Raw genomic sequence first — 26102 nt, forward strand, 5'->3', positions numbered from 1 at the left:
CGAAAGCCCCGCATAAGATACGTCGTTAACGACGTCGCTATGCACGTGTCTTAGCCGATCACCCCACGCTCAGGCAGGCGGTGGCAACCGGGCGGTTACAATCCACAACAGGTTTGGTCGGCGAAAAATCAAGCCAGTCGGAAAGGGGTTCAGGGTCCGGCTCAACCACAGCTGGGTATTTCTTGCGATTGAACTGCTTGCGCCGCTCGAGTCGTTGTTCGTAAACGTCCGTAAGATCGATGTCGTCGAGACGTGCGCCGACATCCTTGTATGGGGAGGCTTCGATCAGCTCCATCGCGTAATCCCGGGAGACGAACTGCCTGCTCCAGAGCCCGCCCTTCATTCGGGTCGAAGTCTTGAACTCCGGAAACCCGGGCTGGTGAGGACCTTTTGATTTGAGGCTGATGTAGTCATGGCCTTCGCGGGCGATTTCATAGCCGCGATTTTTCAGAGCCTTGATCAGTTCGCTGCGATCGGAGACCTCCTCATTCCGGATCCATCCCACGGCGATTTCATGCAACAGTTCCCTGGGATCAGGATCCCTGGCAGCTTTGCCAAGGCGCTCGGCGTTACGATTAAGCTTCAGGACGTGGTCCGGAAGCCTCAGCGCCCGGCGGCGAGACGCATCGAGGGGATCGGCCCATCCGGACCTGGCGTTCCATTTGTCGCGGAACGCGTCCAGCAACTCAATCGAAGCCTCGCCAGGAGGGTGCGGGTTGAAGCTCTTGATGACCAATGCCGGGGAACTTGGCTGTTCGTCGCGGCATGGCCGGGTCTTCCCGCGCTTTTTCTGTCGGGCAACAGGGGCGCAATATACCCCGCGCGGGATCAGGAAGTTGAGTTCCAGACGCCCGGCATGGCTGTGACTGGCCCAGAGGATGGGCGGACGCTGGTGCCGAGGGATGCCGGCAAAGACCGTATCCTCGAACTCCCGCATCAGCCGGTCGAGCATGTCATCCAAGGCTGAATCCCGGCCTTCGAACTTTTCGAGGTCGATGTCTTCCGGGGCGAAGCTGAGGACGCCCGAACTATAGCGATGCTTGAAGGGCAGGCTCGCGATCATCCGCGAGACGAGGTCCGGGTTGCCGCGCAAGATCCGGGGCACGGGCTTTCGGTCTTCGAATACCTTGCGACCATCCGGAAGCTTTTTCGGGAAGGACGTTGCCGTCAGATACCTGATGGCCGAGAGTCCGGTTTCGTCCTTGGCCCCGGTGTGCTTGGAGAAGGTAATGATCATGACCGCGCCCTTTCATCGATCAGTTCGCCGTCCAGCGAGAAGGCCTTTTGGATATCGTGGGCGATCAGACGAAGATGCAGGGCGAGCGTCAGGCCGTCGGCATCCTGCTTGTGGGTGTTCACATGCCGGGCGAGCTGGTTCAGGTTGTTGCCGATTGCGGCCAGCAGATAGTTCTGCCGCCGCAGTTCGCCCGCATTTACCTTGGTGTCGGTTTGGCTGACCACGATCGCCTCCCGACACGCCGTGCGCATCAGATCGGCCATGGTCACGCCGGCATCCTGCGCCTTGCGCTCGATGTCGGCATATTCGGCGTTGGACAGACGGATGTGAAAGACCCGACGTGGATCGGGATGTTTTCGGCGTGCCATGCTAGCTCCTGTGCTATGACAGAGGCGCTGCATGCATCGGGGGATCGAAGGGGGTGTCCCCCTCGCAAGCTTTCCGTCCACACACAGCCCTCAGGCGTAGGTGTGTGGACGGAAAGGAGCCTTGCTTTCTGGGAATCAAATCCTCTGAATCGCCTGTAAGGGACGTTTCCATTCGGAAAGTGTGGGGACGGAAAAACCATCGCGCCCTCGTATGTGGCCTGACTATACCTCACATTCCGGCGCATGATGGCACCGTGGTCATCGCCGAAAGACCGGCTCCGACCGAACGACTCGCGGCTTCGAACGCAGAGAGCCGTCGCAATCTCGGACGGCGGATGAGGGTCAGAAATGGTCAGCCAGGGCCTGGCGGCGGTGGCACCGAAGAGGTCCAGCCGCCGCATCACGGCACCTCGAGGATCGCCCAGGCCGGGGCGTGGTCGCTGGCCTTGGGCCTGCCCCGCACCGCGCGATCCACGCCGGCATCTTGCAGCGTCGAGGCGAGGCGCGGGGAAAGCAGCAGATGATCCAGCCTGAGGCCGGCGTCGCGTTCCCATGCGTGACGCAGGTAATCCCAGAAGGTGTAGACGGCGGCATCGGGATGCAGGGTGGCGATGGCATCGGTCCAGCCCTGCCCCAGCAGCGTCTGGTAAGCCTTGCGGACCTGCGGCAGGAACAGCGCATCGTCGCGCCAGCGGTCGGGGTTGTAGACATCGCGCTCGGTCGGGATGATGTTGAAGTCGCCCGCCAGGATCACCGGGATATCCAGGCTGAGAAGCTGCCGGGCATGGGCGGTGAACTGCTTCAGCCAGGCCAGCTTGTAGTCCAGCTTCGCCCCCGGCGCCGGGTTGCCGTTCGGGGCGTAAAGGCAGCCGACCAGCAGGCCGTTGACTGCCGCCTCGATATAGCGGCTTTGCGACGGATCGGGATCCTTCGGCAGCCCTCGCCGGGTCAGCACCGGCTCGCCGATCCGCGACAGGATGGCCACGCCGTTCCAGCGGCTTTGCCCGTGCCAGACGGCGGCATATCCGGCCTCCGCCAGGCGCTTTTCGGGAAACCGGGCCTGCGCGGCCTTCAGCTCCTGCAGGCAGACGATGTCGGGCTGGGCCTCGGCCAGCCATGCGAGCAGCCCGTCCAGGCGGCCGTTGATGCCGTTGACGTTGTAGGTGGCGATCTTCAGGGCCCTGCCCTCCCCGTCAAAGCAACCGGCCCTGCGGCTCGTCGGGCGCGTCAGGCGGCAGCACCATCAGCGCATCATCGGCGAGTGGACGCTGCAGCGCGCGGGCCTCGGGCCAGTCCGCCGTCATCCAGATTTCGATCTCGACCTCGGTGGTGAGAATCACCGGCATGGCCTTGGGGTGGATGGGTTTCACCACAGCGTTCGGCTCGCAGGTCAGGAAGGCGAAGAGCTGATGCGCGCCGTGCCGGGGCGTCTTCATCGAACCCCTTGTGCCGGTCCACGGCGTCCAGATGCCCGCGAAGAAGAACAGCGGCCGGGTCTCGTCCAGGGCGAACCAGTGCAGCGGCTTGCGTTTCGTCGCCGGGTCTGGCTTTACCCCATATTCCGAGAAGGCGGAAGCCGGCACCAGGCAGCGGTTCTCGACCGCGAGCCAGCGGCGCCAGTGCGGACTGGACGCGTTGCGGATATTGGTGACGCCGGCATCGGGCGCGCCCTTCGCCTTCAGGAATTGCGGCGGCGTCGGCATGCCCCAGGTCAGCCGGGCCAGTTCCCGGCCGCCCGGCGTGTTGCGCACCACCGGCGCCTGCCGGTCAGGATAGACATCGAGGTCCGGCTCCAGGTTGCCGAGGCTGTCCTGCATCACCCGCGCGAGGTCGCGGATCGCCTGCTGGTTGGTGGTCAGGTGGTAAAGATTGCAGATGGGACGACCCTCCTTGGCATGGGGCTTGGCACCTCGGACGCCAGCATAACGCCGGGCTGCGGACAAGATATCCCCAGGTTCTTCGTGCCGTCCTGTTGACAGGACCAGGCGAACGGAACAAAACGGGAACAAATCTGTTCGTCTCTTGCCCTCCTCCGGAGCCTCGCCGTCCCATGCCTGCCCGGTCCTTCAACCCCGCCCTTGCCGCCCTGCGCGACCAGATCGCCCGGATGGAAGGCGACGGCGGACCCACGCGCGGGGCGCTGCCCTTTGGCGTGCCTGCGCTCGACCGGCGGCTGCCGCAGGGCGGCCTGGCGCTTGGCTGCCTGCACGAGGTGGCGGGCGGTGGCAATGGCGCGGTCGATGGCGCGGCGGCGGCCTGCTTCGCGGCCGGGATCGCCGCGCGGCTGCCCGGCCAGGTGCTGTGGTGCGTGACCCAAGCCGACCTGTTCGCGCCGGGGTTGGAACAAGCCGGACTGGCGCCGGACCGTGTGATCCATGTCGAAGCGGGCGACGATGTGTCCGTCCTGGCCTGCATGGAGGAGGGTCTCCGCCATGGCGGGCTTGGCGCCGTGGTCGCCGATGTCGCGCGCCTGTCGATGACCGCGTCGCGCCGGCTGCACCTGGCCGGCAAGGCATCCGGCACCACCGGCATCGCCCTGCGCCGCTGGCGGCGGCAGGCGGATGCGGCGGATTTCGGGCAGCCCACGGCGGCGATGACCCGCTGGCGGGTGTCGGTCCTTCCCTCGACCGCCCTGCCCGTCCCCGGCCTCAGTCGCGCCCGCTGGCTTGTGGAACTGATCCGGGCGCGGGCGGGCGAAAGCTTCGATCTGGAACTGGAGGCGTGCGATGGCTCGGGTCATCTCGGTCTTCCTGCCGCTGTGGCCGACCGACCGGCTGCGGCGGCAGGCGGGCGACGCAGCGCCCTCGCCTGAGGCGCCGCTGATCCTGGCAGGCCGGGTCGGCAATCGCCGCCTGGTCACCGCCGCCTGTGCCGTGGCTCAGCAGCTGGGGCTGCATGCCGGAATGCCGGTCAGCAAGGCCCAGGCCCTGGTGCCGGGCTTGCGGGTCGCGCCTGCCGATCCGGCCGAGGATGCCGCCAGCCTTGAGCGGCTGGCGCTGTGGGTGCTGCAACGCTTCTCGCCGATCGTCGCCGTCGATCCGCCGGACGGGATCGTCATCGACTCGACCGGCGCCGACCACCTGCATGGCGGCGAGGCGGCAATGCTGGAGGCGCTGACCGGCCGGCTGGCGATGTCCGGCGTCACCGCCCGCGCCGCAATCGCCGATAGCTGGGGGGCCGCCCATGCCCTGGCCCGGCATCGTGCGGCCCCGGTCTTTCTGTGTGAGCCAGGCACAGGCGAAAGCCTGTTGCCCCCCCTGCCCCTCGCCGCGCTGCGCCTGCCACCCGCGACCGTGGCTGGACTGCGAACCCTGGGCTTCGTCCGCATCGGCGATCTTCTCGGCCAGCCGCGCGCGCCGCTGGCCCGGCGCTTCGGCCCCGAACTCTGCCGAAGGCTTGACCAAGCCCTCGGCCAGGCGTCCGAACCGATCGAACCGCTGCGCCCCAACGGGCTGATCGAAGTGCGCCGCAGCTTTGCCGAACCCATTGCCGCCGCCGAGACCATCGCCCGCTATATCGGCAAGCTGGCCGTGCAACTTTGCGCCGCCCTGGAAGAGCGCGAGCTTGGCGCGCGGCGGCTCGACCTGCTCTGCTGGCGGGTGGACAGCAATATCCAGACGGTGCGCGTCGGCCTCGCCCAACCGCAGCGCGACCCGAAGCGGCTGACCCGGCTCTTGTGCGACAAGATCGAGACCATCTCGCCGGGATTCGGCATCGAGATCCTGTCGCTGACCGCCACCATCGCCGAGCCGCTGGCAGCCCGGCAGGCGGCCAGCCGCCTGATCGAGGAACCGGCGGCCGATCTGTCCGGCCTGATCGATGTGCTGGCCAACCGCGTCGGCGTCCGTGCTGTTTATCGCCTGGCCCCCGTGCCAAGCGACGTGCCGGAACGCTCTGTTGCCCGCATCGCCCCCCTGGCCGAGCCGGTCGGCGCCGGCTGGCCGGATCACTGGCCGCGGCCTGCGCGCCTGCTGCCCCGGCCCGAGCCGATCGAGACCATGGCGCTTTTGCCCGACCATCCGCCGGTCTGGATCGCCTGGCGCGGCATACGCCGCCGGGTCCGCCGCGCCGATGGGCCGGAGCGGGTGTTCGGCGAATGGTGGAAGCGCGACGCCGAGCTGATCGCCGTGCGGGACTATTTCCGCATCGAGGATGACGGGGGCGAACGCTTCTGGATCTTCCGGGCGGGCGACGGCGAGAACCTCGGGACCGGCAGCCACCGCTGGTTTTTGCACGGGGTCTTCGGATGACCGGGCCGCGCTATGCCGAATTGCAGGTGACATCGCAGTTCTCGTTCCTGCGCGGCGCATCCTCGGCCGAGGAGCTGTTCGCCACCGCGGCGCTGATGGGCATCGAGGCGCTTGCCGTCACCGACCGCAATTCCCTGGCCGGGATCGTCCGGGCTTGGGAGGCAGCCAAGGCCACCGGCGTCCGGCTGGTGGTCGGCTGCCGCCTGGACCTGGCCTGCGGCACCGCACTGCTGGTCTATCCGACCGACCGGGCGGCTTATGCCCGGCTGTGCCGGTTGCTGACACGGGGCAAATCCCGCGCCGGCAAGGGCAAGTGCCGTCTGGAGTGGTCCGATCTGGCCGATTACGCCGAGGGCCTGATCGCCGTTCTGGTCCCGGACCTGGCGGACGACACCTGCGCGCTGCGCCTGCGGCGGCTGCGCGACCTGTTCGGCGACCGCGCCTATCTGGCGCTGACCCTGCGCCGCCGCCCGAACGACCAGTTGCGGCTGCACGAGTTGTCCAATCTCGCCGCCCAGCAGGGCGTGCCGACCGTTGTCACCAACGATGTGCTTTATCACGATCCTGCCCGCCGTATCCTCCAGGACGTGGTGACGGCCATCCGCCACAATGTCACCGTCGAGGCCCTGGGCTTTCGCCGCGAACGGCACGCCGACCGCTACCTGAAGCCGCCCGAGGAAATGCACCGGCTGTTTGCGCGCTATCCCGAGGCCCTGGCGCGGACTGTCGAGATCATGGACCGCTGCCGCTTCTCGCTGGACGAACTCTGCTACCAATACCCCGAGGAACGAGACGATCCCAGCCTGACCTCGCAACAGACGCTGGCGCGGCTGACCTGGGAGGGCGCGGCGGACCGCTACCCCGAAGGCCTGCCCCCGGAGGTCACGGCCAGCCTGACGCATGAGTTGGCCCTGATCGAAAAGCTGGAATACGCGCCCTATTTCCTGACGGTCCACAGCATCGTCCGCTTCGCCCGATCCCGCGACATCCTCTGCCAGGGGCGCGGCTCGGCCGCCAATTCTGCCGTCTGCTATGTGCTGGGCATCACCGCCATCGACCCCGGCCGCAACGACCTGCTGTTCGAGCGTTTCGTCAGCGAGGAACGCCGTGAGCCGCCTGACATCGACGTGGATTTCGAGCACGAGCGCCGCGAGGAAGTCATCCAGTGGGTTTACGAGACTTATGGCCGGGACCGCGCCGCGCTGACCGCTACGGTGATCCGCTATCGCTCGAAAGGCGCGCTACGCGATGTCGGCAAGGCGATGGGCCTGCCCGAGGATCTGATCCAGGCGATTTCCGGGCAGATCTGGGCATGGTCCGACGAGGGCGTCAGCGACGAGCAGATCCGCGCGCTGAACCTCAATCCCGAGGATCGCCGGCTGCGGCTGACGCTGGACCTGTCCCGGCAGTTGCAGGGCGCCCCCCGGCACCTGTCGCAGCACCCGGGCGGCTTCGTGCTGACGCAAGACCGCCTCGACGACTTGGTGCCGATCGAGCCGGCCGCCATGGAAGACCGCCAGATCATCGAATGGGACAAGGACGACATTGACGCGCTGCGGTTCATGAAGGTGGATGTGCTGGCGCTCGGCATGCTCACCTGCATGGCCAAGGGGCTGGCGCTAATCGCCGAGCACAAGAGCATCGTCCATGACCTGGCATCCATCCCGGCGGAAGATCCACGCACCTATGCGATGATTCGCAAGGCCGACACGATCGGCACCTTCCAGATCGAGAGCCGGGCGCAGATGGCAATGCTGCCGCGGCTGAAGCCGCGCACCTATTACGACCTGGTGGTGCAGGTCGCCATCGTCCGGCCCGGCCCGATCCAGGGCGACATGGTTCACCCCTATCTGCGACGACGCGAAGGAAAGGAGCCGGTCGAATATCCGAGGCCGGAGCTGGAAAAGGTGCTGGGCAAAACCCTCGGCGTGCCCTTGTTCCAGGAACAGGCCATGCGCGTGGCGATCGAATGCGCCGGCTTCACGCCGGGCGAGGCCGACCTGCTGCGCAAGAGCATGGCCACCTTCAAGTTCACCGGCGGCGTCTCGGCCTTCAAGGACAAGCTGGTGTCCGGCATGGTCGGGCGCGGCTATGAGGCGGAGTTCGCCGAACGCACTTTCAGGCAGTTGGAGGGTTTCGGCTCCTATGGCTTTCCGGAAAGCCACGCCGCCTCCTTCGCCCTGGTCGCCTATGCCTCGGCCTGGCTGAAGTGCTGGCACCCGGACGCCTTCTGCGCCGCGCTCCTGAACAGCCAGCCGATGGGCTTCTATGCCCCGGCGCAGATCGTCCGCGATGCCCGCGACCATGGCGTCGAGATCAGGCCCGTCTGCATCAACGCCTCCCGCTGGGACTGCACCCTGGAGCCGACCGGCCGGCCGGAAGACGAGGAAGGCCGCTTTGCCGTCCGTCTCGGGCTGCGCATGGTCAAGGGACTCGCCAATGCCCACGGTGCCGCCATCGTCACCGCCCGCGCCGATCAGCCCTTCGCCTCGGTCGAGGATCTGTGGCGCAGGGTCCGCGCGCCGCTGGCGGCGCTGACCCGGATCGCCGAGGCCGACGGCTTCCGCCCGAGCCTCGGCTTCTCCCGCCGCGACTCCCTTTGGGCCATCAAGGGACTAGCCCCCGAGGAACTGCCGCTGTTCGCGGCGGCGTCAGACCGCGAGTGCGAAAGCAACCCCGAGGCAGCCGAACCCGCGATCACATTGCATCCGATGACTCTCGGCCGCGAGGTGGTCGAGGATTACGGCCATACCGGGCTGTCGCTGCGCCGGCATCCGGTGGAATTCCTGCGCGACAGACTGAAGCAGCGCCGTATCGTCACCTGTGCCGATACCATGGCCAGCCGCGACCGGACCTGGTGTTCCGTGGCCGGCCTGGTCCTGGTCCGCCAGCGGCCCGGATCGGCCAAAGGGGTGATGTTCATCACGCTGGAAGACGAGTCCGGCGTCGCCAACCTAGTCATCTGGACCAGGGTCTTCGAGGCGCATCGCCGCACCATTCTCGGCGCAGGGATGATCGCCGTCCGGGGCCGCATTCAGCGCGAGGGCGAGGTGGCGCATCTGGTCGCCCATCAGCTGACCGACCTGTCGCGCGAGCTAGCCGGCGTCGGCCGAGGCGGCACCGCCTTCCCCCTGCCCCACGGGCGTGGCGACGAGTTCCGTCATGGCAGCCCAGCCCCGGATCCGCGCGGGATCGTGCCTGAAGGTCCGCGGCCCCGTGACATGTATGTCCGCGACCTGCATCTGGACAGCATCAAGGTGAAGGGGCGGGATTTTCGGTGAAGGGATGCCGCGCGCCGGGGAAAACGACCTGAAGCCGCTAAGGGCGGAAAGCTGCCTGATGGCAGCGCCGCATGGCGCTCGCAGCATCGGACTGAAGCAGCCGTTCGTTCATGGCGCAGCGACAAACGATGATAAGCGACTTGCAGGGCGGGAAGTGGACCAACGGCGGTTCACATTCAGAACGCGTAAAAGCTGATCGCTATGCAGCCCTTTGTCAGGAGCGATAGCGATCTTGCGCTGATCATACTCCGGGGAGGCGCACATAGCTTCTGGTTATATCGAATACGATATTTCGACTTTGTTCAATGCTGCAAACTCTGCTCTGATCACGAAGCAATTCACTGGAGATGGGGCGTTCATGCAGGTATCAATCATTGGCGCCGGTGGCATCGCCTATAGCTATGCAGCCTTCCTAGCCGATCGGGGCCACAACCCGATGCTCTGGTCGCCTAGCGGAAAGCGAGGAACCGAACTGGCTGAAGGCGCACTGTTGAAAGCGAGCAACGCGCTGGAGGGGGTGTTTGACGTCGACGTATTGAGGTCCGCGCAGCAACTCGCTGATGGCGAGGCCCTCATCTTCGCGATCCCCGCTTTTGGCTACCGCGACGTGATGGATCGTATCGCGCCGGTCCTGCGCCCTGATCAGACTATCATTCTCAGCGCGCATCTGTCTTTCGCAGCCCTCTATCTGTCGAAGTTGCTGTCAGCGCGCGGCCTCGATTGCCCCATCGTGGCCTGGAATACTACTGCGTCCACGGGTCGGCAGACCAGCTCGACATCGGTTTCGATCTCGCTACTTCGGCCGAAGGTCGAAATGGCGGTCATTCCACACAGCGCTGGCGAGGAAGCGCTGTCGCTGTGCCGCAACCTGTTCGGGGACCGGTTCTCGCTTGTCGAAGACATGATTGGCGTCGATTTGGGCAATCTCAATCCGTCGGTGCATTACGGAATCGCAATGTTCAATCTAACGCGGATGGAACTGGGGGAAGAATGGGCACAGCAGCCATATATAACTCCTGCCGTTGCGCGTTTTCTAGAGGATCTGGACCGCGAGCGACTGAGGGTCGCCGAAGCCTTCGGCGTTCAAGCGCGCAGCATCCACCAAGCCTATGCCGTGCCCGGCAAGATCGAGATCGGGCCATTGGCCGAGATGCTGCGCCAGATCGTCGCCACGCGCAAGGGGGTGAACGGGCCGACCTCGCTGGACACGCGCTATGTGACCGAAGACGTGCCCTATGGCTTGCTGACGACGGTTCGGCTGGCCGAACTGGCGCAAGTCGATGTGCCGTTGCACCGGGCGGGAATCACGATCTTCTCGTCTCTCTACGGACGGGATTTCGCGGCAGAGAACCAGATCCTGCCCGAGATTGCAGAGGCTTTCGTGTCGATCGAGACCCTGCGGAAGGCCGTCAGTCAGGGATGGACCGCCATCTGATCCAGATTGCAGCCGACGAGATCGCTCAATCCTGTCAACCTGTTTGCGGACAGGTTGACGGCCAGATCGTCCAAGGCCTTGCCAAGCAGCGGCGCACCGAGAGACTCGGAGACCACCTTGGCCTTTTTCCGAAGGTCGCACCAGGTCAGCGGATCGCTGGCCTCGCCGCGCGGCGCCGTTATCGGCGATACGACATCCCGCCCTCGGCTTCTGACCGTGACACGCGCCAGCGTCTCCTGTGGGAAGCGGGCGTCAAATGACGGATTCAGAACCAGAGACACGCGCTGCGCGAGCGTTTCGACAGCATGATCGTTCAGCACATCCTGTCGCAGATGCATCAGCCCATCCTGCCCTCTCACCATGGCGAGGGAAAGGCAATAAGGGATGCTGTATTGCACATCCGTCAGGTTGCTTGGCCGCGCAAGGTTCGAAATCCTTAGCGCGCCACTCGTCGTCTCGACCGTGATCGCGTCGGCGTCGGCCAGATCGTGATCGGCGATCAGTCCCAGCAGGGCATCGAGCGGCGCATGGACGTGACGGCAGCAGGCGTAAAGCTTGTGATAGACATGGTTGATATGCGCATCGCCCCCGAACCGGATCGGATCGGGCAGATCGTAATGGCGGACGCTTTCCAGAATGTTTCTGGGGCCGGTATGGCCGGCTTCGGCCAGCCGCAAGGCGGTCAGTCCGGTCACGACCGACCATGGAATACCCTCCTTGACATCGCTGCCCTCGGGGCTGGGATCGCGTGGCGGCGGCGCACTTGCAAAAAGCTGGTTCGGCGCGGTCTCTCCGGCGATCGCCAGCGCATGTTCCAGAACGGCTGCGGACGTGCCGCACAACGCCCCCGCCGCCGCGACGGCGGCATAGGCGCCCCATGTCCCGGTATTCCCGTAGCTTCGCCTTGCGGCGGCGATGGTGATACCGACTTCGTATCCGATCACGATGGCGGTCAACATCTGTTCCCAAGACGCCTTTTGCGCCTGCCCGATCGGGATCACGGTCGGGATGACCACCGCACCCGGATGGCCGCGCGCCAACCTGTGGCCATCGTCCAGATCCTGCGCCGATGCGGCCGCACTGTTCGCCCATGCCGCGCCCAGTGGTGAACTGGCAACGCCCGAGAACCAGACCGGCACCTCTCCCTGTCCCATCAGCCCGACCGCGCGGCGGACGGCCAGCGGGCCGCGATCCTCGTGTCCCGCCGCGGCGGCCACGATCAGGTCGAAGAGGCAGCGCAGAGCGGCATCACGGGTCTGTCCGCTGATGACGCTGCCCCGCGTCTCGACGATATAGGATGCGATGGAGGCCAGCGCCGATCGTCTCAACTAATGCTCCATGACCAGATGATCGGTCCCGGCCTGACGATATCGTCGCTGCGGGGGCACGTAATCCGCAGCCCTGACCGGACTCGGGACTTCATCGTTGGACAGCGGTTCGCGAATTCTGCGGCGCAAGGGGTCGGGGACCGGCACCGCCGACAGCAGCTTGCGCGTATACGGGTGCTGCGGATTGCCGAAGACCTGTGCGCGCGGCCCTATCTCGACAATCTCGCCCAGATACATCACCGCCACCCGGTGACTGATCCTTTCTACGACCGCCATGTCGTGACTGATGAAAAGATAGGCCAGACCCAATCTCGCTTGCAGATCCAGCATCAGATTCACGATCTGCGCCTTGATCGACACGTCCAGCGCCGAGACGGATTCATCCGCCACGATCAGACGCGGTTCCATCCCCAAGGCGCGGGCGATGCAGATGCGCTGGCGCTGACCACCCGAGAATTCATGGGGATAGCGCCCCGCCACCGATGCCGGCAGGCCGACTTGCTCGAGCAATGCGGCAACCCGATTCCGCGCGGTTTGCCGATCCGCCAGACCATGCACAAGCAGCGGTTCGGCAATCGCGGCGCCGATCGTCTGGCGTGGATCCAAGCTGGCAAAAGGATCCTGGAAGATCATCTGCATCCGGCACCGCTCGGCCTGCAATTGGGCCTTGGTCAGCGACGACAGCGACTGCCCGGCGATCAAGACATCGCCCGAACTGGGTTTTTCAAGATGTAGAATGGACCGCCCGGTCGTCGATTTTCCACAGCCGCTTTCACCGACCAAAGCCAGTGTCTCGCCTGCGCGCAGATCGAACGAGACATTCTCGACCGCATGGACGCGCCCACGAATACCTCGAAAGATGCCACCTCTGATGTCAAATCTTGTGGTCAGGTTCTGGACCTGCAACAGCGGTTCTTCGTCGCGTCGCACGGTTTCGATCTCGGGTATCGGCGGCGTGATCGCCTTGCCGCTTTCGTCCATTTCGGGAAACGGCGTCGGGCGATCCGACCCGCCCATCGCGCCCAGTCTTGGCACCGCGAACAGCAGCGTGCGGGTATAGGGATGCTGCGGTCTGGCGAAGATATCGCGGCAATCGCCGGTTTCGACCACGTCGCCGCGCCGCATCACCAATGCGCGGTCGGCGATTTCGGCGACCACGCCCATGTCATGCGTGATGAACAGGACGCCCATCTTCTCCTCGTCCTGCAGTTCCTTGATGAGTTGCAGGATCTGGGCTTGGATTGTCACATCCAGCGCCGTCGTCGGTTCGTCCGCAATCAGAAGCTTGGGCCGGCAGGCAAGCGCGATGGCGATCATCACACGCTGGCGCATCCCGCCCGAGAACTGGTGCGGAAATTCGTCCATCCGTCGCTTGGCCGAGGGGATTCGAACCCGGTCCAACAGGGCCAAGGCCTCCGCCCGCGCGGCGCGGCCACCCATGGACCGGTGGATTGAGAGCGATTCCGCGATCTGATCGCCCACCTTCATGGTCGGGTTGAGCGAGGTCATCGGTTCCTGGAAGATCATCGCGATCCTGTTGCCGCGAATATCGGCCATCGCGTTCTCGTCCAGTTTGGTCAGATCCCTGCCGTCGAACCGGATATTGCCCTGCGCGATCCGGGCGCCCGGTGGCAGAAGCCGCAGGATCGACAAGGCCGTCACCGATTTTCCCGACCCGGATTCCCCGACGACGGCCAGCGTTTCATTCGCATGTATCTGCATCGATAGATCGTGGACGGCAGCCTGCCATCCATCGCCGCTGCGGAACTCGGTCCGCAGGTTCTGCACATCAAGGATCGGAGAGGTTTCAGTGTTCATCGCAGGTATCCCACTCATTCCGCGCGGGTTTTCGGATCGATCGCATCGCGCAAGGCGTCGCCGAGGATGTTGAGGGCCAAAACCGTCAACAGGATCGCAAGACTGGGAAAGAGGACAAGCCACCAGGAATCCAGGATGTTCTCGAATCCCTCGCGGATCATGCTGCCCCAGGTCGGCGTGGGCGGCGGCACGCCAAGCCCGATGAAGCTGAGCGAAGCCTCGGTCCGGATGGCGCTGGCCATCCACATCGATCCCATCACGACGACTTCGGAAACCATGTTGGGGAAAATGTGAAGACCCATGAGCCGTGGATTGGAATATCCCATCGCCCGGCCCGCTTCGATGAAGTCACGCTGCTTCAGGGCGATTGTCGGCGCGCGGGCGACCCGTGCGAAGGGCGCAATCTCGGTGATGGCGATGGCGATCACGAGGTTCTCGAAACTGGCGCCCAGCATCGCGGCGATCATCAGACCCAGAAGAAGGGTCGGAAAGGACAGCATGACATCGAGGAAGCTCATCACCACACGGTCGAAGACGCCACCGATAAAGCCCGACAGAATGCCGATGGCCGATCCTACCACCATCGCGATCAGGATCGCGACGAAGCCCACGACCAGCGACACCCGTGCGCCATAGATCAACCGCGACAGCACATCCCGCCCATAGGTGTCGGTGCCCAGCCAGAATTCGGCGGAAGGCGGTTGCAGACGGTTGACGATATGCTGTTCCAGCGGATCGTAGGGGGCCAGAAGCGGGGCGAACACTGCCGCGCAGACGATCACGGCCAACAGGGCCAGCCCGACCCAGGACAGACGGTTGCGGCGAAACGCCAGCCACAGGGCGTTCTGGCGGACGGGAATATCGGATGTGATGGACATCAGTTGTATTTCACCCTCGGGTCGACCAGCCCGTAGGCAATGTCAGTCAGCATGTTCACAAGGATCACGAAGGTCGCGAAGACGACCATCAGACCCTGCAGCAAGGTGTAATCGCGGGCATTCAGCGCCCCCAGGATCAATCGGCCTAGCCCCGGCCGCGAAAAGACGATCTCGGTCAGGACAGAGTTTCCGATCAGCGTTCCGAAATAGAGGCCGACGACGGTCACCACCGGGATCAGCGCGTTGCGCAGCGCATGGCGCCGGATCAGCGGGCCGGGGCGCACGCCCTTGGCGCGGGCCGTGCGGATGTAATCCTCGTTCAGCACGCCCAGCATGGAAGATCGCGTGACCCGCGTGATATAGGCCGTCATGATAAGGCCCAGGTTCAAGGCGGGCAGCGCGAGGTTGCGAATGTGATCCCCTGCCCCGCTGCCACCGCTGCTGATGACGGGGAACCAGCGCAGATGGACGGCAAAGGCCAGAAGCAGCAGGATGCCCGAGACGAAAGCCGGGAAGGATAGCCCGACAAGCGACAGAACCCTGCTGAAATAGTCCGGCCACAGGTTCCGATGCAGAGCGGCATAGGTTCCCAAGGGGATGCCGAACAGCGCGCCGATCACAAGTGCCGCTGCCGTCAGCTCCAGGGTATAGGGCAGGACGATCGCCACTTCTTGCAGGACGCTGCGCCCCGTCGATAGCGAGTGTCCGAAATCGCCGGTGATCGCCTTGGCCAGGAAATCGACATATTGGATGTGGATCGGTTGATCCAGTCCAAGCTGCGCCCGCATCGCGGCCAGGGATTCGGCGCTGGCCTGATCGCCCAGGATCGCGATGGCGGCGTCCCCCGGCACCAGCCGGACCAGCACGAAGACGACGGTCAGCATCAGCAGCAAGGTCGGAATCGCCAGCAGGGCGCGTCGGATCACGTATTGGGTCATGCCACGGCTCCTTTGATTGTCAGTCGATCTGCATCGAATGGACGCAGAACCTCGGGCACGACACCTGTCGTCACCATCTCGGCCATCGCCGCCCCTGCGGCCGGCACGAGCTGGAAACCGTGACCCGAGAATCCGAAGATATGAAAAAGACCTTCGGTCTTGCCCGGACAGATGACGGGCAGAAGATCCTGCGTCTTGCCCTCGATCCCCGACCAACAGCGGGTGATCCGGGCTCCGGCGACCGAAGGCATCAATTCTTCTGCGGCCGCGGCTCCTCTGGCCAAGGCGTGGAAATCCATGGCGGTGCGCCCGCTATCCAGATCATATCGCCCCTGTATTCCCCCGCCCAGAACAAGGGTGCCCTGCGAGGATTGCTTGAATGACAGCGACCGGCCGATGATGCTGACGACCGGGCGGATCGTCTGGGTCAGCCGTTCCGTCACCATCATCATCGAGGCCTTGGCCAACAGGGGGATCGTCTCGCCCGCCATCGCAGCAACGCGGGAACCCCAGGCGCCTGCGGCATTGACGGCCTTTGACGCAACGAACGTGCCGGCTTGCGTCCGGACCGTCCAACCGCCGCCCGTGCGATTCAGTCCCTGGACCGGCGCCCCTTCCACGATGGTCACGCCGGCACGCCGGGCCGCTGCGCGGAATGCGACCAGAGTGCGATGAGGATCCGCCGCACCGTCATCCGCTGCATAGGCGGCACCGATGAATTTGGGATTGATGCCCGGAACCAGTCGGCGCAACTGATCCTGGCCGATGAGCGCCTCATTGGAATATCCGTTATCTCTCAGGCGCGAAATGCGCTGCCTCTCGGCACCCATCTGGTCATCGGTTTCAGCAACCCTGAGCTGGCCATGGGCATGAAACCCGCAGTCGTCGTCCACCAAGTCGGCGATCCGGTGCCACATGTCCATCGCGATTGTCGAAAGCGGCATTTCAAGCGGGTTTCGCCCCAGGGTGCGCACACCGGCCGCGGATGCGCCAGAGGCGTGGCGTCCAACGAACTCGCCTTCCAGAACGGTGACATCGGCCCCGCCTCTGGCAAGATGCAAGGCTGCGGACAGACCGTGCAGGCCGCCGCCGATGACGATGACGTCAGGGCTGCTCATGGTGCCTCGCGCCCCTCTTCAAGGGCAGCGAGTTCTCCCAGCGTCACAGGCTTCAACGGCGGACGGATTCGGAAGAAGCCGGTTTCCGCGCGGCTTTGATTGTATTCCTCGGACAGGATCCGGTTCACGCTGTAGCCGCATTGGCGACCTTGGCATGGACCCATTCCGCATCGGGTATAGGCCTTGACCTGGTTCGGGCCGCCGCGGTGCAGCTTGGCGGCGGCGCGAATTTCACCGGCCGTCAGTTCCTCGCACCGGCAAATGACTGTCTCATCAGGGATATCCGCATCGGGCGGCGGGTAAAGCGCGTCGATCACCGGGCGTGATGCCATCTTTTGCGCCAAGGTCGCGCGTGTCTCGCGAAGCCGCTGATCCAGCGATCCCACGCCCAGGCGCTGCGCAATGCCCAAGGCGGCAATCCGCCCTCGCGCCTCGGCGGCAAGCGCCCCGACGATACCGGCACCGTCCCCGGCCAGATAGAGGCCATCCACGCTGGTCATGCCCATGTCATCGGTTCGCGGGATGAAGCAGCCTTGGCCCTCGGACCAGTCATGATCGCAATTCATCGCCAGCGTGGCATGGATCGACGGCACGACTCCTTCGTGCAGAAGCAGCAGCGATGCCGGCTTCCTGTGGGATTTTCCGTCGGACGTGGTATAGGATACGGTTTCGACCCGATCCTGCCCGATCGCCCGAAGATCGCGGACCCCGCGCAACCACGGGAAGCCTGCCGCCCGCAATTGCCGCATCCACTTCAACCCCTTGATGAGGTCGCCTCGCCCGCGAAAGGCAGCCATCGCATGGGGGGCAACCCTGCCCACCTGCCCGCGTGGCGTCGTGTCCAGATAACCTGCAATCTTGCCGCCCAAGGCCAGCAACTGCCGCATGTAAAGCAGCGGCAGCGGCCCGGAACCGGCGATCCAGACAGGCTCATCCGGGATCTGGGCCGAGGTTTTCAGCAGGATCTGTGCGGCGCCGACCGTCATCACGCCGGGCAGCGTCCAACCGGGGATCGGAACCGGCCGTTCTTGCGCCCCGGTCGCCAGCAGGACGGCGCGATACCTGCGCGAGAAGGCGGCGTTGCCCTGCGACATGAAGACCTGAAAGCCCGGCTCTAGGTGCCACAGGCGTGTGCCGGGCATGTAATCGACACCGGACGCGCGGAACCGCGCGATCCTGTCCGCGCCCTGCGCATAGTCCGGACCCAGAGCCTGCCGCACCGCGTCCGATCGCGCGCCTTCGCCGGCCCGCCAAATCTGACCTCCGGGCGTCGTCTGTTCGTCGATGACCAAGGGGGCCAGCCCCAGTTCGGCCATCTGCACTGCAGCCGCCATGCCTGCCGGTCCCGCGCCGACGATCAGGATGTCGTGTTGGGCCGTCATGGCGCGATCCTTAGCTTGCCTTTGGCACGCTCGATCCGCATTCCGGGGCGCGCCTCGACCAGACAGGTCTGCACCGACGTTTCGTCATCCACCGTCGCAAGGCAATCGAAACAAACGCCCATCAGGCAAAACGGCGCACGTGGCGTTTCCTTGACCGGCGTGTGCCGGGCGATATGCGGCGTCGTGCGAAGCAGGATTGCAGCTACCGTGTCGCCGGGACGGGCCACGGTCTCGACGCCGTCGATATGGACATGGAAAGAAGGATCACCGGGATCAGCAAGCTGTCTGAACATTAAAGCGCCTATGGTGGAAAGGTTCGTAGGTTTCGGGAAGTGTGCCCGATGCGACATGGTCGGCCAGTTCCTTCGCGTGAACCGCGGCCAGGGTAACGCCCGAATGGCAGCTGGCGATGAAGATGCCGGGATGATCGGGCGATTGCGCATAAACGGGATGGCCATCCGGGGTCATGATCCGAAGGCCCGACCAATGCCGCACCAACTGCACCTTGGCCAGAGCCGGGGCAATCTCGACGGTCTTGCGGGACAGCCAAGCCGAGGCCCGCGTGGTCGAAGACACGTCCGTGCCGACTTCCTCTTTCGTCGCACCGATCATGATCGTGCCCTCGGCCGTCTGCCTCAGGCCGCTGCACGGAAGGGGAAGAACAGGCGCAAGTCGTTGCGTGACCAAAACCTGGCCGCGTTGAGCGCGGATGGGCACATCCAGCCCGACCTGACGGCCCAGCCGACCGCTTGCGATCCCTGCGGCGATCACGACGCGCCCTGCCCGCCATTCCCTCGTCCCGATCCGGACTGCGTAACCCCCGGCTTCTGGACGGATTTCGCGAACTTCGCTATTTCCTCTGACGTCGCCACCCTGGCGCACGATCGCCTTGTGCAGGGCGGAAAGCAGTTGAAGCGGGTTCACATGCCCGTCCCGCTTGCCGAAGCTGGCCCCGCTGACGCGGTTGCCAAGCCGCAGATCCGGTAAAAGTTTCTGGACTTCGTCGCGGCTCAGCATCTCGACATCCGGATCGCCGGCCTCGGGGTTCAGTGACAGATGTTCATCATGCAATCGATCGATCAGGGCCTTGCGCTGCGCGAAGCCGTCATCACCCATGCAGAAGGCAAGCCCGCCCTTGCGTTCATAATCGATCTGCGTGCCCTCGGCGTTCTCGCGCAGTTCCTGAAGGAATTCGGGCCAGATATCGGTGCTGCGCTTGGTCAGATCCTGATAGGCGGGCATTCCCTTGCCCTTGCCCTGCCCCCAGATCAGACCGAAATTCGCCCGTGCCGCCCTGAAATCCGTATCCGCGCCGTCCAGCACGAGAACACGCAGCCCCCGCAGCCCAAGGCCATAACCGATGGCGGCACCGACGGTGCCCGCTCCGATCACGATCGCATCGAATTCCGCCATGTCGCCCCCTGTGAAGTGTTGTCACGTTAGACCAGGCGGCGTTATCGTAACAAAGTCCAATTGACACCTTTGGTATTCCATCAGGTTATGAGGCAGCGATGGCGCGCACCTACAGGCAACCCACCTTGCGGCAGATCGAGGTCTTCAAGGCGGTGATCGAAACCGGCACCGTCAGCCGTGCCGCCGAGACGTTGAACATGTCCCAGCCAGCGGCCAGCAAGCTGTTGTCGAATCTGGAAGCCGATACCGGGCTGGATCTGTTCGAACGGCGTCGCGGCCTTCTGATCCCGACGGAGCGGGGGCAGCGGTTCTACGAAGAGGTCGACCGGATCTTCTCGGGCCTGGATCAGATTGCGCTGGCCATCGACAATCTGCGCAGCGAAGAACGAGGCCGCCTGACCATCGGTGTCCTGCCGGCCCTGTCGGGGCGCTTCATCTCGACGGCGATCCGCAGCTTTTCGAACGAACAGCCCGAGGTCTTCGTCTCGCTCCATGCCCGATCGTCGCAGTTCCTCGTGGACTGGATGCGATCCGGAAAGGTCGATGTATGCATTGTCGCGGGGCGCGTGGAAGATCCGCATATCCAGGTAGAGCCGATCCTGAACATGCCCATGGTCTGCATGTTGCCGCCGGATCACCCGCTTATGGAAAGGCCGGAACTGACCGTCTCGGATCTAGCGACCGAGCCACTGGTGGCGTTCATGCACAGCAGCTATACGCGGCTCCGGCTGGAACGCGCATTCGAGGCTGAAGGCCACCAACCCCGCGTCGTGACCGAAGCCACGACGGCCCAGAATGTCTGCGAACTGGTTGCGGCCGGAATGGGCATTGCGCTGGTCCACCCGATCTATGCGGAAACGGTCGAGGGGCGCGTGTCGGTGCGCCCCTTCGTGCCGGATAATTTCCTGGATTTTCAGCTGTGCCGCCTGCGTCACGGCCGGAACCGTCGTCTTGTCGCGACATTCGTGGAAATGGTGCGAGCGACGGCCAAAGCCTTCGCTCGCGACGGCATGATCACTCGATCAGATCGGTCAATTCGGTGATCCGGGGCGCAAGATTCATCTCGCCCTCCAGTTCGTAGCCGTAATCCAACTTTGCGTTGCGCAGCCAGACCTGACGAAGGTTGAACAGCGGCACGGCACAGATCTGTTCGTGGATCAGCCGCTGCGCTTCCGACCAATGGGCCAGTTGCTTGTCGGGATCACCTTCGACCTTAGCCGCATCAATCGCTTCGTCCGCCACGTCGCAATGCGAGAAATTGGTGATCGCGGTCGGTTTGTCTACAATGGCATCCGAGTGGTAGAATTCCGTCAGATAGGTATCCGCGATCGGGAACCGAGCCGCGCCGTAGAAGGTCGCGCCGCTCAGATCGTTCCGGGACATCTCGTGATAGGTCGGATGGTCGACGACCTGCATGTCCAGCGTGATCCCGGACTGAGCCAGCTGCGCCTGGATCACCTCCATGATGGGCAGTTGGGCGTTGTTGCTGGAAACCACGGACTTAATCGTGACGCCATTTTCAAAGCCTGCCTCCGCCAGCAGGGACTTCGCGGCTTCGGGATCATAGGCATATGTCCAGGCGCTGCAATCTTCGCCCAGATAACCCGACGGCACAACGGAGCAGCCCTTCGGTCCCACCTCTTCGCCCACGAAGCTCGCGATCTCATCCACATTGATCGCACGCGCGACCGCCTCGCGGACACGTTTGTCGGTCAAAGGCTCCATTGTCGTGTTCAGATGCAGGGTGCGGTATTCTGCGGGCCAGAAAACGTCGACTTTCGCAGTGTCCTCGCGATTCCAGCGGTCAATCCAACGCTGCTCGCGCTTGCCATAGATCATATCCAACTCACCTGATGTGAATGCCAATTCACGGCTGGCATCCGCCTGGATCAGGCGATAACTTATCTCGTCGATCTTCGGCGCACCTCGGAAATAATCGTCGTTTGCCACGAAGACCACCTGCTGCTGGGTGTCATAGCGCTGGAACGCGAATGGACCCGTCCCGACAGGCTGCCTTCCAAAATCGTCGCCCCCTTCCTCGGCCGCTGCCTTGCTGACGATATTGCCGCCATGGTAATTCGATACAAGACCAAGAAATCCGGGCACCGGATGGGCCAGCACGATGCGAACAGTATGGTCATCAACCGCTTCAATCGTCTCGAACGCCTCATAGGCCGCAGCGAAGCTCGAGCGCTCGGGATCTTTCGCCCGCTCCAGCGAATAGACGACATCCGCGGCGGTCAACTCGCCCCATTCCCCGTGGAACTTGACCCCCTGCTTCAATTTGAAGATCCACTCGGTCCCGTCGTCCGAGGTGGTCCAGCTTTCAGCAAGGTCCGGTTCGAGTTCTTTCGGATCAGCGCTACCGGGTGGAAAACGGACAAGTCCGTTGAACACCCAGCCCATCGGCCCCTTTTCTGCTGTCGAAGACGCGCGATGAGGATCGAGCGTCTTGATCTCGGGCGCGTTGATGCCAATACGCAAAACCTTGTCTTGCGCCAGACCTGGCCCTGCCCACGCCAACCCGGCCAGCAAAGTCGTTGATATAGCAGCCGCTGTCGTAAAATTTATCATCTTGCTCCCCGTCGCATTTAGCTAGACCTATCTGGCATTTTTACAGGACATCCAGTCAAATAGAGATAAATGGAACCGGTATTCCCTCAGGCTATGGGCAGAGTGATCGCATCGGCATTGATGATTTGACCGCCACAGGAATGGCTCATGGAATTTTCGGCAGCGGCGCCCAACTTCCTAGCAGGGTAGGTTTCGCTGCGGCTTACACGAACGTCTAGTTCGGAGAAGGCTCCATGCGCCGCACGGCTGAGTGACGAACGGCAGCAATAGGCCGCACCTTGCTGTCAGCGATGCGCCAGATAGTCCGCCGAAACGTAACCCGAGATACCAGGCTTGTCGGTGAGCAAGACCCTGCACCAGACCTTACCGCTATTCGTCACGCAGTTCTGGCGGGTGAGTCGCGTTCCGTCGGGCAGGCCAATGATGATTCTGTGGTTGAGGCCCGGGCCCTCGCGCAGTTTCAGGAGATCGTCTGGCCCAGCGCCCTTCACCACTGCACCGGAACCGACCGCGCATCCGGTGGCGATCACGAGCGCGAGAAGAGCAGCAAATTGAGTTCGCATCATCCGTCCTGAATCGTTTTGCCCTCACTACGACACCGTCACGCCAAATGACAGCACGCCGGTGTCGTCGCGAGTAAGGGCTTGTCGAAGGATAGCCATTGAAGGCCCGGTTCCCCTTGGTAGAACAGAATTTCTGACCGGGATTTCACCGCAGTGTCAGTCGAGCGGCAGCTTCGGAGGATGTGGCCGCGCAGGATGAGGGTGGGGCCGGCGGGCTGTTCTGGGCCGAGATTTTCATCGTCAGCGACGATCAACCTGCAGGTGCGGCACAGAAGCTGCGGGTTGAGATGGGATTGTGCCAGCAGCGTCTGCTTCCCTCGGTCGCTGGATAATCGGTGCGAACCTCGTTCAGCCGCCAGATGCCATCCCGGATATAGGTCACGCTGCGCTCGCTATCCGGCCAGACATAGACATTCAGCCCGACCTGTTCGCGGGTCTCCTTCATCTCGTCCGCTGTTTGATAGAAGATCAGGCCACGACAGGGCTTTTCCGATGTCACCTCTCCTGCCGCGCTCCTGACCTGACAGGTGAAGCGGTCATAGGGAAGATCGCCGCTGCTCCATTCCTCCAGAAGGCGAGCGTTGGCGGCGCAAGCGGGCGCGATTCTGTCGATGCAGCCCATGTCGAAAGCACGGGACGCCTCGGCCAGCACCAGCGGCGGTTCGGGTTCTTCGCCATCCTCACGGTGCGCGAAGGCCAGCGGTTCCGTTGGCGCTTCACCGCTGCGGACGATTTCGATCAGCATCGTGCCATAGCGCAGGCAGGCCTCGCCATCGGTGGTCGCGACCCGCGGGTGGAAGCAGCCGCGCTGATAGGCGGACAGGGCACCGGCCAGATCGGCGGGCTGTCCCAGGCCCTGCGTCAGCATGTTCCCCACCAGCTTGCAGCCATAGGGTGAGACCGAGACATCGGCGCCCCGGCAGACGTAATCGGCCCAGCGATACGCATCCGGCAGGCGCTGGTTCTGGTCAAGCGCCTGTTTCGCGGCATGGTAGCATTGCCACAGGTCGCCGTCGTTTGCCGCCGAGATCACCCGGTCGCAGGCCGCGCCGCGAACGTGAAGGGCGCCTTCCCCATCCCCCTGGGCACCCATGGTGTCGGCAAGCTGGTCGCATGTGCTGCCTGCCTCATCCCCGCCGCGGCAGCCCATACGCAAGACGGCGAGACGGGCTTCGGGATCATCGCGGCCCGGGATTGTCAGGCCTGACAGGACTTGGCCTTCAGGGCCGTAAAGCTGCGCCAATGTCGGGCAGCCCTTGTTATTGGCCGGTCCGCATGCCTCTCTCAGCATCGCTTCGGCCGTGGCCAGGCCATCCGGCGCATCCAGCGCCGCGTAGCTGTGCAGCGCCCAGGCGCAATCCTGCGCGTCGCCCTCGCCGGGGCTGAGGCAGGATCGCGCAAGCCTGTCATACCGTGCCGCCATGACCGGGCGGCTTTCCCGGAAGGTCGGATCGAGAACGCCAGCAAGGCTTTCGCAGATCGTGTCCTGGGTGCTCCGCGCATCGCAAAGCGCGATGACGCGGGCCGTTGCCGCACGCCGATCCGCGTCCGGCCAGAAATCGACCATGCCGGCCAAGCTGGCGCAGGCCGGGGGATCGCCCGCTGCACAACCGCCGCTCAGGAACGCCTTCGCCTGGGCGACGCGACCCGTATCCAGCGTCGCGGCATCGCTGTAGTTCAGGAAATCGCGGTAGAGGTAATAGGCGCCCTTGCAGTTGCGTTGATTGGGTTCACGTGGCCCCGGGGTGCAGAGCCCGGCCTCGATCCCGGCCAGGGCATACCGTTCGTTTCCGGTCAAGCCGGAGCCGCGGGCCGCGCGGACCGTGTCCATGTCGTCGCTCAGCCTTTCGCAGATCCAGGCGATCCCCTGCTGACAGGCCGTCAGATTGGCTGCGAAGATCGACGATGCCTCGACCAGCGAAGGCGCGCGGTCGACAGCCGTGCCCCGCGCCAGCAGAACACAGCCGAACCGATCTTGCGCGTCGCACAGTCCCTTTGAGATTTCCGTCGTCACGCTGCCATCTTCGGGCCCGGCATCGGGCAGAGCCAGCTCCCGCGTAAGCTCCAGCGTGTTGCCCTGACGGTTGACGGCCATCTGGCAGCCTTCCAGATCCCCGGCCATGCAGCCCAGCAATGCATATCGGGTGACGCCGCGGGGCCGCGTCCCGGACCGTCGGGCGCATCATGGATCCGGCTGGCGAATTCGGTGCAGGCCGCGCCAAGGCCGAGATCGCAGGCCCGTTTCAGATCAGCCGGATCGCCGCTTTCTAGTCCCCGCGCGCGCATGGCCTGTGCGGCAGAGAGCCGGACTGCGTCATCGGACAAGCCGGCATCCGCCGGGGCAAAGGCCGTTCCGTCATGGACCAGCGCCTCGGCGAAATCCGCGCCTAACACACAGGTGGCGTCCATCTGAACGCGGGCGACCCGATCCCGGAGGTTACTGCTGATAAGTCCCAACGACAGCGCATAGCCGCCCGAATGCAGCCGATAGCCAGACATCGACGGGGTATAGGCGGGCATGGAGCGGGCATGGCCGTTCAACCCCTCGACCGTATCGGCGCGGGCCGCCACCACGTGACAGGTATTCGGTGGTGCAAGATAGGATTGCAGGCGGTTGGTGTTGATCTCCGGGGCGGCCCCCTCTTGCCCACAGAAATATTGGACCGAGGAGACCGGCAGATAGCCGGTAGCACGTTCAAGTCCCTTGCCCGTGGGATAATCCAGCGCAAACCATGCGCTCCCCTCCGGGCCGAAGGTCACATCCCGCAGCAAAACCTCAGCACCCGCCTCCAGAACACGCGCTTCTGTTCCAACGGGCGCGTCGTAAATGGGCTGCCCCGTGCAGACGTGACGGGTCTCCAGCGGCTGATAGGGCGGAAGATCCTGCGCCAGCGCCCACTCCGGATGAATGGCGGCCAGCAGAAACACAGTCAGGGCACGCAGGGTATTGTTCGTCATGAGGGTCGTCCGCGATTGAAAGACACAGGTGCCGAATTCAGCATGACTCGAGGCGTGTAAAGATGGAACTCAAGTCGGTCCAATCCTCCTGAACAAGCCCATGTTTCACCCTGTCGCGTCCGACAGCCTCGTAGCAGCTCTGCAACCTGCATGATGCGTGACCCGGGCACGGGCACGGGCACGGGAAACATCGACTTCCGGACCATTCGGTCGCACCATCCATTTGACCGCAATGTCCAGGGTCCTGCCAAGGAGTGCTCCGCTGCCCCCGCCTCGATCCGTGCAACCCGGTGTTTTTCAAAGACCTCATAATTAACCTATACAAAAGGGCTAATTGGCCGGAAGACAACCTCAGGGTATTACAGTCTTGTTCAATGCTGTCTTAGGTGGTTCTCATGTTTCGACCTGAAAGCGTTTCCGCTTTTCGTCCCGCCGTATCCCCGGACGACTGGAAGATCATCATGGCTGCGATAAGCGCCTACTCGCACAATGCCGAATACCGCGAGTTGTTGAGACGCCTGGAGCGTCAGGCGACGCTCAATGGGATCGGCGAGCAGTCGA

21 protein-coding genes are annotated in these 26102 nt (G+C 64.1%); 5 read left to right on the forward strand and 16 right to left on the reverse strand.

Features of this window, described 5'->3' with window-relative positions; genetic code table 11:
* Positions 1 to 58 precede the first annotated feature (58 nt).
* The 4 genes from PARHAE_RS19150 to PARHAE_RS19165 form a co-directional block, all read right to left on the reverse strand.
* On the reverse strand, positions 59 to 1237 hold the full coding sequence (locus tag PARHAE_RS19150; protein ID WP_126156119.1) for a hypothetical protein: 1179 nt from the start codon (positions 1235 to 1237) through the stop codon (positions 59 to 61).
* Positions 1234 to 1605: a plasmid mobilization protein gene (locus PARHAE_RS19155; RefSeq protein WP_164555317.1), complete on the reverse strand. Its 372-nt coding sequence runs from the start codon at positions 1603 to 1605 to the stop codon at positions 1234 to 1236. Before PARHAE_RS19155 ends, PARHAE_RS19150 begins: the two co-directional genes overlap by 4 nt.
* A 400-nt stretch (positions 1606 to 2005) precedes the next feature.
* Positions 2006 to 2782, reverse strand: a complete 777-nt coding sequence (xth, locus tag PARHAE_RS19160) for an exodeoxyribonuclease III (protein ID WP_126156121.1) — start codon at positions 2780 to 2782, stop codon at positions 2006 to 2008.
* Between the two features lie 16 nt (positions 2783 to 2798).
* A complete protein-coding gene (locus PARHAE_RS19165) occupies positions 2799 to 3548 on the reverse strand; it encodes an SOS response-associated peptidase (RefSeq protein ID WP_241232895.1) in 750 nt (249 codons plus the stop codon).
* Positions 3549 to 3655: 107 nt separating this feature from the next.
* On the opposite strand from PARHAE_RS19165, the gene PARHAE_RS19170 reads away from it, so the two are divergent.
* The 4 genes from PARHAE_RS19170 (at position 3656) to PARHAE_RS19185 (ending at position 10571) form a co-directional block, all read left to right on the forward strand.
* Positions 3656 to 4417 (forward strand): ImuA family protein, encoded by a 762-nt coding sequence (locus PARHAE_RS19170; protein ID WP_126156122.1) that lies wholly within the window; start codon positions 3656 to 3658, stop codon positions 4415 to 4417.
* On the forward strand, positions 4332 to 5855 hold the full coding sequence (locus tag PARHAE_RS19175; protein ID WP_126156123.1) for a Y-family DNA polymerase: 1524 nt from the start codon (positions 4332 to 4334) through the stop codon (positions 5853 to 5855). Before PARHAE_RS19170 ends, PARHAE_RS19175 begins: the two co-directional genes overlap by 86 nt.
* The gene (locus PARHAE_RS19180; protein WP_126156124.1) at positions 5852 to 9136 is read left to right on the forward strand and encodes an error-prone DNA polymerase; all 3285 of its coding nucleotides are present in this window, start codon (positions 5852 to 5854) and stop codon (positions 9134 to 9136) included. Before PARHAE_RS19175 ends, PARHAE_RS19180 begins: the two co-directional genes overlap by 4 nt.
* Before the next feature lie 358 nt (positions 9137 to 9494).
* Positions 9495 to 10571, forward strand: coding sequence for an NAD/NADP-dependent octopine/nopaline dehydrogenase family protein (locus tag PARHAE_RS19185; protein WP_126156125.1), 1077 nt, complete (start codon positions 9495 to 9497; stop codon positions 10569 to 10571).
* On the opposite strand, the gene PARHAE_RS19190 is transcribed toward PARHAE_RS19185, so the two are convergent.
* The 8 genes from PARHAE_RS19190 to PARHAE_RS19225 are packed head-to-tail and all read right to left on the reverse strand — an operon-like array spanning position 10550 to position 19446.
* Positions 10550 to 11899: an MmgE/PrpD family protein gene (locus tag PARHAE_RS19190; RefSeq protein ID WP_206437030.1), complete on the reverse strand. Its 1350-nt coding sequence runs from the start codon at positions 11897 to 11899 to the stop codon at positions 10550 to 10552. The two genes, PARHAE_RS19185 and PARHAE_RS19190, sit on opposite strands and share 22 nt — an antisense overlap.
* Entirely contained in the window at positions 11900 to 13717 is a 1818-nt protein-coding gene (locus PARHAE_RS19195) for an ABC transporter ATP-binding protein (RefSeq protein WP_126156126.1), read from the reverse strand.
* Between the two features lie 14 nt (positions 13718 to 13731).
* The gene (locus tag PARHAE_RS19200; protein WP_101754674.1) at positions 13732 to 14595 is read right to left on the reverse strand and encodes an ABC transporter permease; all 864 of its coding nucleotides are present in this window, start codon (positions 14593 to 14595) and stop codon (positions 13732 to 13734) included.
* Positions 14595 to 15533 (reverse strand): ABC transporter permease, encoded by a 939-nt coding sequence (locus PARHAE_RS19205; RefSeq protein ID WP_101754673.1) that lies wholly within the window; start codon positions 15531 to 15533, stop codon positions 14595 to 14597. Before PARHAE_RS19205 ends, PARHAE_RS19200 begins: the two co-directional genes overlap by 1 nt.
* Positions 15530 to 16651, reverse strand: coding sequence for an NAD(P)/FAD-dependent oxidoreductase (locus tag PARHAE_RS19210; protein ID WP_101754672.1), 1122 nt, complete (start codon positions 16649 to 16651; stop codon positions 15530 to 15532). Before PARHAE_RS19210 ends, PARHAE_RS19205 begins: the two co-directional genes overlap by 4 nt.
* Entirely contained in the window at positions 16648 to 18033 is a 1386-nt protein-coding gene (locus PARHAE_RS19215) for an FAD/NAD(P)-dependent oxidoreductase (protein ID WP_101754671.1), read from the reverse strand. Before PARHAE_RS19215 ends, PARHAE_RS19210 begins: the two co-directional genes overlap by 4 nt.
* On the reverse strand, positions 18030 to 18326 hold the full coding sequence (locus tag PARHAE_RS19220) for a (2Fe-2S)-binding protein (protein WP_101754670.1): 297 nt from the start codon (positions 18324 to 18326) through the stop codon (positions 18030 to 18032). The genes PARHAE_RS19215 and PARHAE_RS19220 overlap by 4 nt, the downstream gene beginning before the upstream one ends.
* On the reverse strand, positions 18307 to 19446 hold the full coding sequence (locus PARHAE_RS19225) for an NAD(P)/FAD-dependent oxidoreductase (protein ID WP_126156127.1): 1140 nt from the start codon (positions 19444 to 19446) through the stop codon (positions 18307 to 18309). The genes PARHAE_RS19220 and PARHAE_RS19225 overlap by 20 nt, the downstream gene beginning before the upstream one ends.
* A 98-nt stretch (positions 19447 to 19544) precedes the next feature.
* On the opposite strand from PARHAE_RS19225, the gene PARHAE_RS19230 reads away from it, so the two are divergent.
* On the forward strand, positions 19545 to 20489 hold the full coding sequence (locus PARHAE_RS19230) for a LysR substrate-binding domain-containing protein (RefSeq protein ID WP_101754669.1): 945 nt from the start codon (positions 19545 to 19547) through the stop codon (positions 20487 to 20489).
* Here the strand turns inward: PARHAE_RS19230 and PARHAE_RS19235 are convergent.
* The 4 genes from PARHAE_RS19235 to PARHAE_RS19250 all read right to left on the reverse strand — a co-directional run bounded on the left by PARHAE_RS19235 (position 20461) and on the right by PARHAE_RS19250 (position 25541).
* Positions 20461 to 22020, reverse strand: coding sequence for an ABC transporter substrate-binding protein (locus PARHAE_RS19235; RefSeq protein ID WP_126156128.1), 1560 nt, complete (start codon positions 22018 to 22020; stop codon positions 20461 to 20463). The genes PARHAE_RS19230 and PARHAE_RS19235 overlap by 29 nt on opposite strands.
* 284 nt (positions 22021 to 22304) lie before the next feature.
* The gene (locus PARHAE_RS19240) at positions 22305 to 22583 is read right to left on the reverse strand and encodes an SH3 domain-containing protein (protein WP_126156140.1); all 279 of its coding nucleotides are present in this window, start codon (positions 22581 to 22583) and stop codon (positions 22305 to 22307) included.
* 250 nt (positions 22584 to 22833) lie between these two features.
* Positions 22834 to 24678, reverse strand: coding sequence for a hypothetical protein (locus PARHAE_RS19245; protein ID WP_126156129.1), 1845 nt, complete (start codon positions 24676 to 24678; stop codon positions 22834 to 22836).
* Positions 24594 to 25541, reverse strand: coding sequence for a hypothetical protein (locus tag PARHAE_RS19250; RefSeq protein WP_126156130.1), 948 nt, complete (start codon positions 25539 to 25541; stop codon positions 24594 to 24596). The genes PARHAE_RS19245 and PARHAE_RS19250 overlap by 85 nt, the downstream gene beginning before the upstream one ends.
* Between the last annotated feature and the right edge of the window lie 561 nt (positions 25542 to 26102).

Source organism: Paracoccus haematequi (assembly GCF_900631945.1).
Lineage (GTDB): Bacteria > Pseudomonadota > Alphaproteobacteria > Rhodobacterales > Rhodobacteraceae > Paracoccus > Paracoccus haematequi_A.

What these genes read in the sequence shown, in the direction of transcription:
- PARHAE_RS19210 (WP_101754672.1), bottom strand. Translation starts at nt 16,651, where the DNA reads ATGAGCAGCCCTGACGTCATCGTCATCGGCGGCGGCCTGCACGGTCTG.
- PARHAE_RS19240 (WP_126156140.1), bottom strand. Translation starts at nt 22,583, where the DNA reads ATGCGAACTCAATTTGCTGCTCTTCTCGCGCTCGTGATCGCCACCGGA.
- PARHAE_RS19205 (WP_101754673.1), bottom strand. Translation starts at nt 15,533, where the DNA reads ATGACCCAATACGTGATCCGACGCGCCCTGCTGGCGATTCCGACCTTG.
- PARHAE_RS19230 (WP_101754669.1), top strand. Translation starts at nt 19,545, where the DNA reads ATGGCGCGCACCTACAGGCAACCCACCTTGCGGCAGATCGAGGTCTTC.
- PARHAE_RS19185 (WP_126156125.1), top strand. Translation starts at nt 9,495, where the DNA reads ATGCAGGTATCAATCATTGGCGCCGGTGGCATCGCCTATAGCTATGCA.
- PARHAE_RS19225 (WP_126156127.1), bottom strand. Translation starts at nt 19,446, where the DNA reads ATGGCGGAATTCGATGCGATCGTGATCGGAGCGGGCACCGTCGGTGCC.
- PARHAE_RS19155 (WP_164555317.1), bottom strand. Translation starts at nt 1,605, where the DNA reads ATGGCACGCCGAAAACATCCCGATCCACGTCGGGTCTTTCACATCCGT.
- PARHAE_RS19250 (WP_126156130.1), bottom strand. Translation starts at nt 25,541, where the DNA reads ATGACGAACAATACCCTGCGTGCCCTGACTGTGTTTCTGCTGGCCGCC.
- PARHAE_RS19170 (WP_126156122.1), top strand. Translation starts at nt 3,656, where the DNA reads ATGCCTGCCCGGTCCTTCAACCCCGCCCTTGCCGCCCTGCGCGACCAG.
- PARHAE_RS19235 (WP_126156128.1), bottom strand. Translation starts at nt 22,020, where the DNA reads ATGATAAATTTTACGACAGCGGCTGCTATATCAACGACTTTGCTGGCC.
- PARHAE_RS19220 (WP_101754670.1), bottom strand. Translation starts at nt 18,326, where the DNA reads ATGTTCAGACAGCTTGCTGATCCCGGTGATCCTTCTTTCCATGTCCAT.
- PARHAE_RS19245 (WP_126156129.1), bottom strand. Translation starts at nt 24,678, where the DNA reads ATGGCCGTCAACCGTCAGGGCAACACGCTGGAGCTTACGCGGGAGCTG.
- PARHAE_RS19150 (WP_126156119.1), bottom strand. Translation starts at nt 1,237, where the DNA reads ATGATCATTACCTTCTCCAAGCACACCGGGGCCAAGGACGAAACCGGA.
- PARHAE_RS19195 (WP_126156126.1), bottom strand. Translation starts at nt 13,717, where the DNA reads ATGAACACTGAAACCTCTCCGATCCTTGATGTGCAGAACCTGCGGACC.
- PARHAE_RS19180 (WP_126156124.1), top strand. Translation starts at nt 5,852, where the DNA reads ATGACCGGGCCGCGCTATGCCGAATTGCAGGTGACATCGCAGTTCTCG.
- PARHAE_RS19215 (WP_101754671.1), bottom strand. Translation starts at nt 18,033, where the DNA reads ATGACGGCCCAACACGACATCCTGATCGTCGGCGCGGGACCGGCAGGC.
- PARHAE_RS19200 (WP_101754674.1), bottom strand. Translation starts at nt 14,595, where the DNA reads ATGTCCATCACATCCGATATTCCCGTCCGCCAGAACGCCCTGTGGCTG.
- PARHAE_RS19175 (WP_126156123.1), top strand. Translation starts at nt 4,332, where the DNA reads ATGGCTCGGGTCATCTCGGTCTTCCTGCCGCTGTGGCCGACCGACCGG.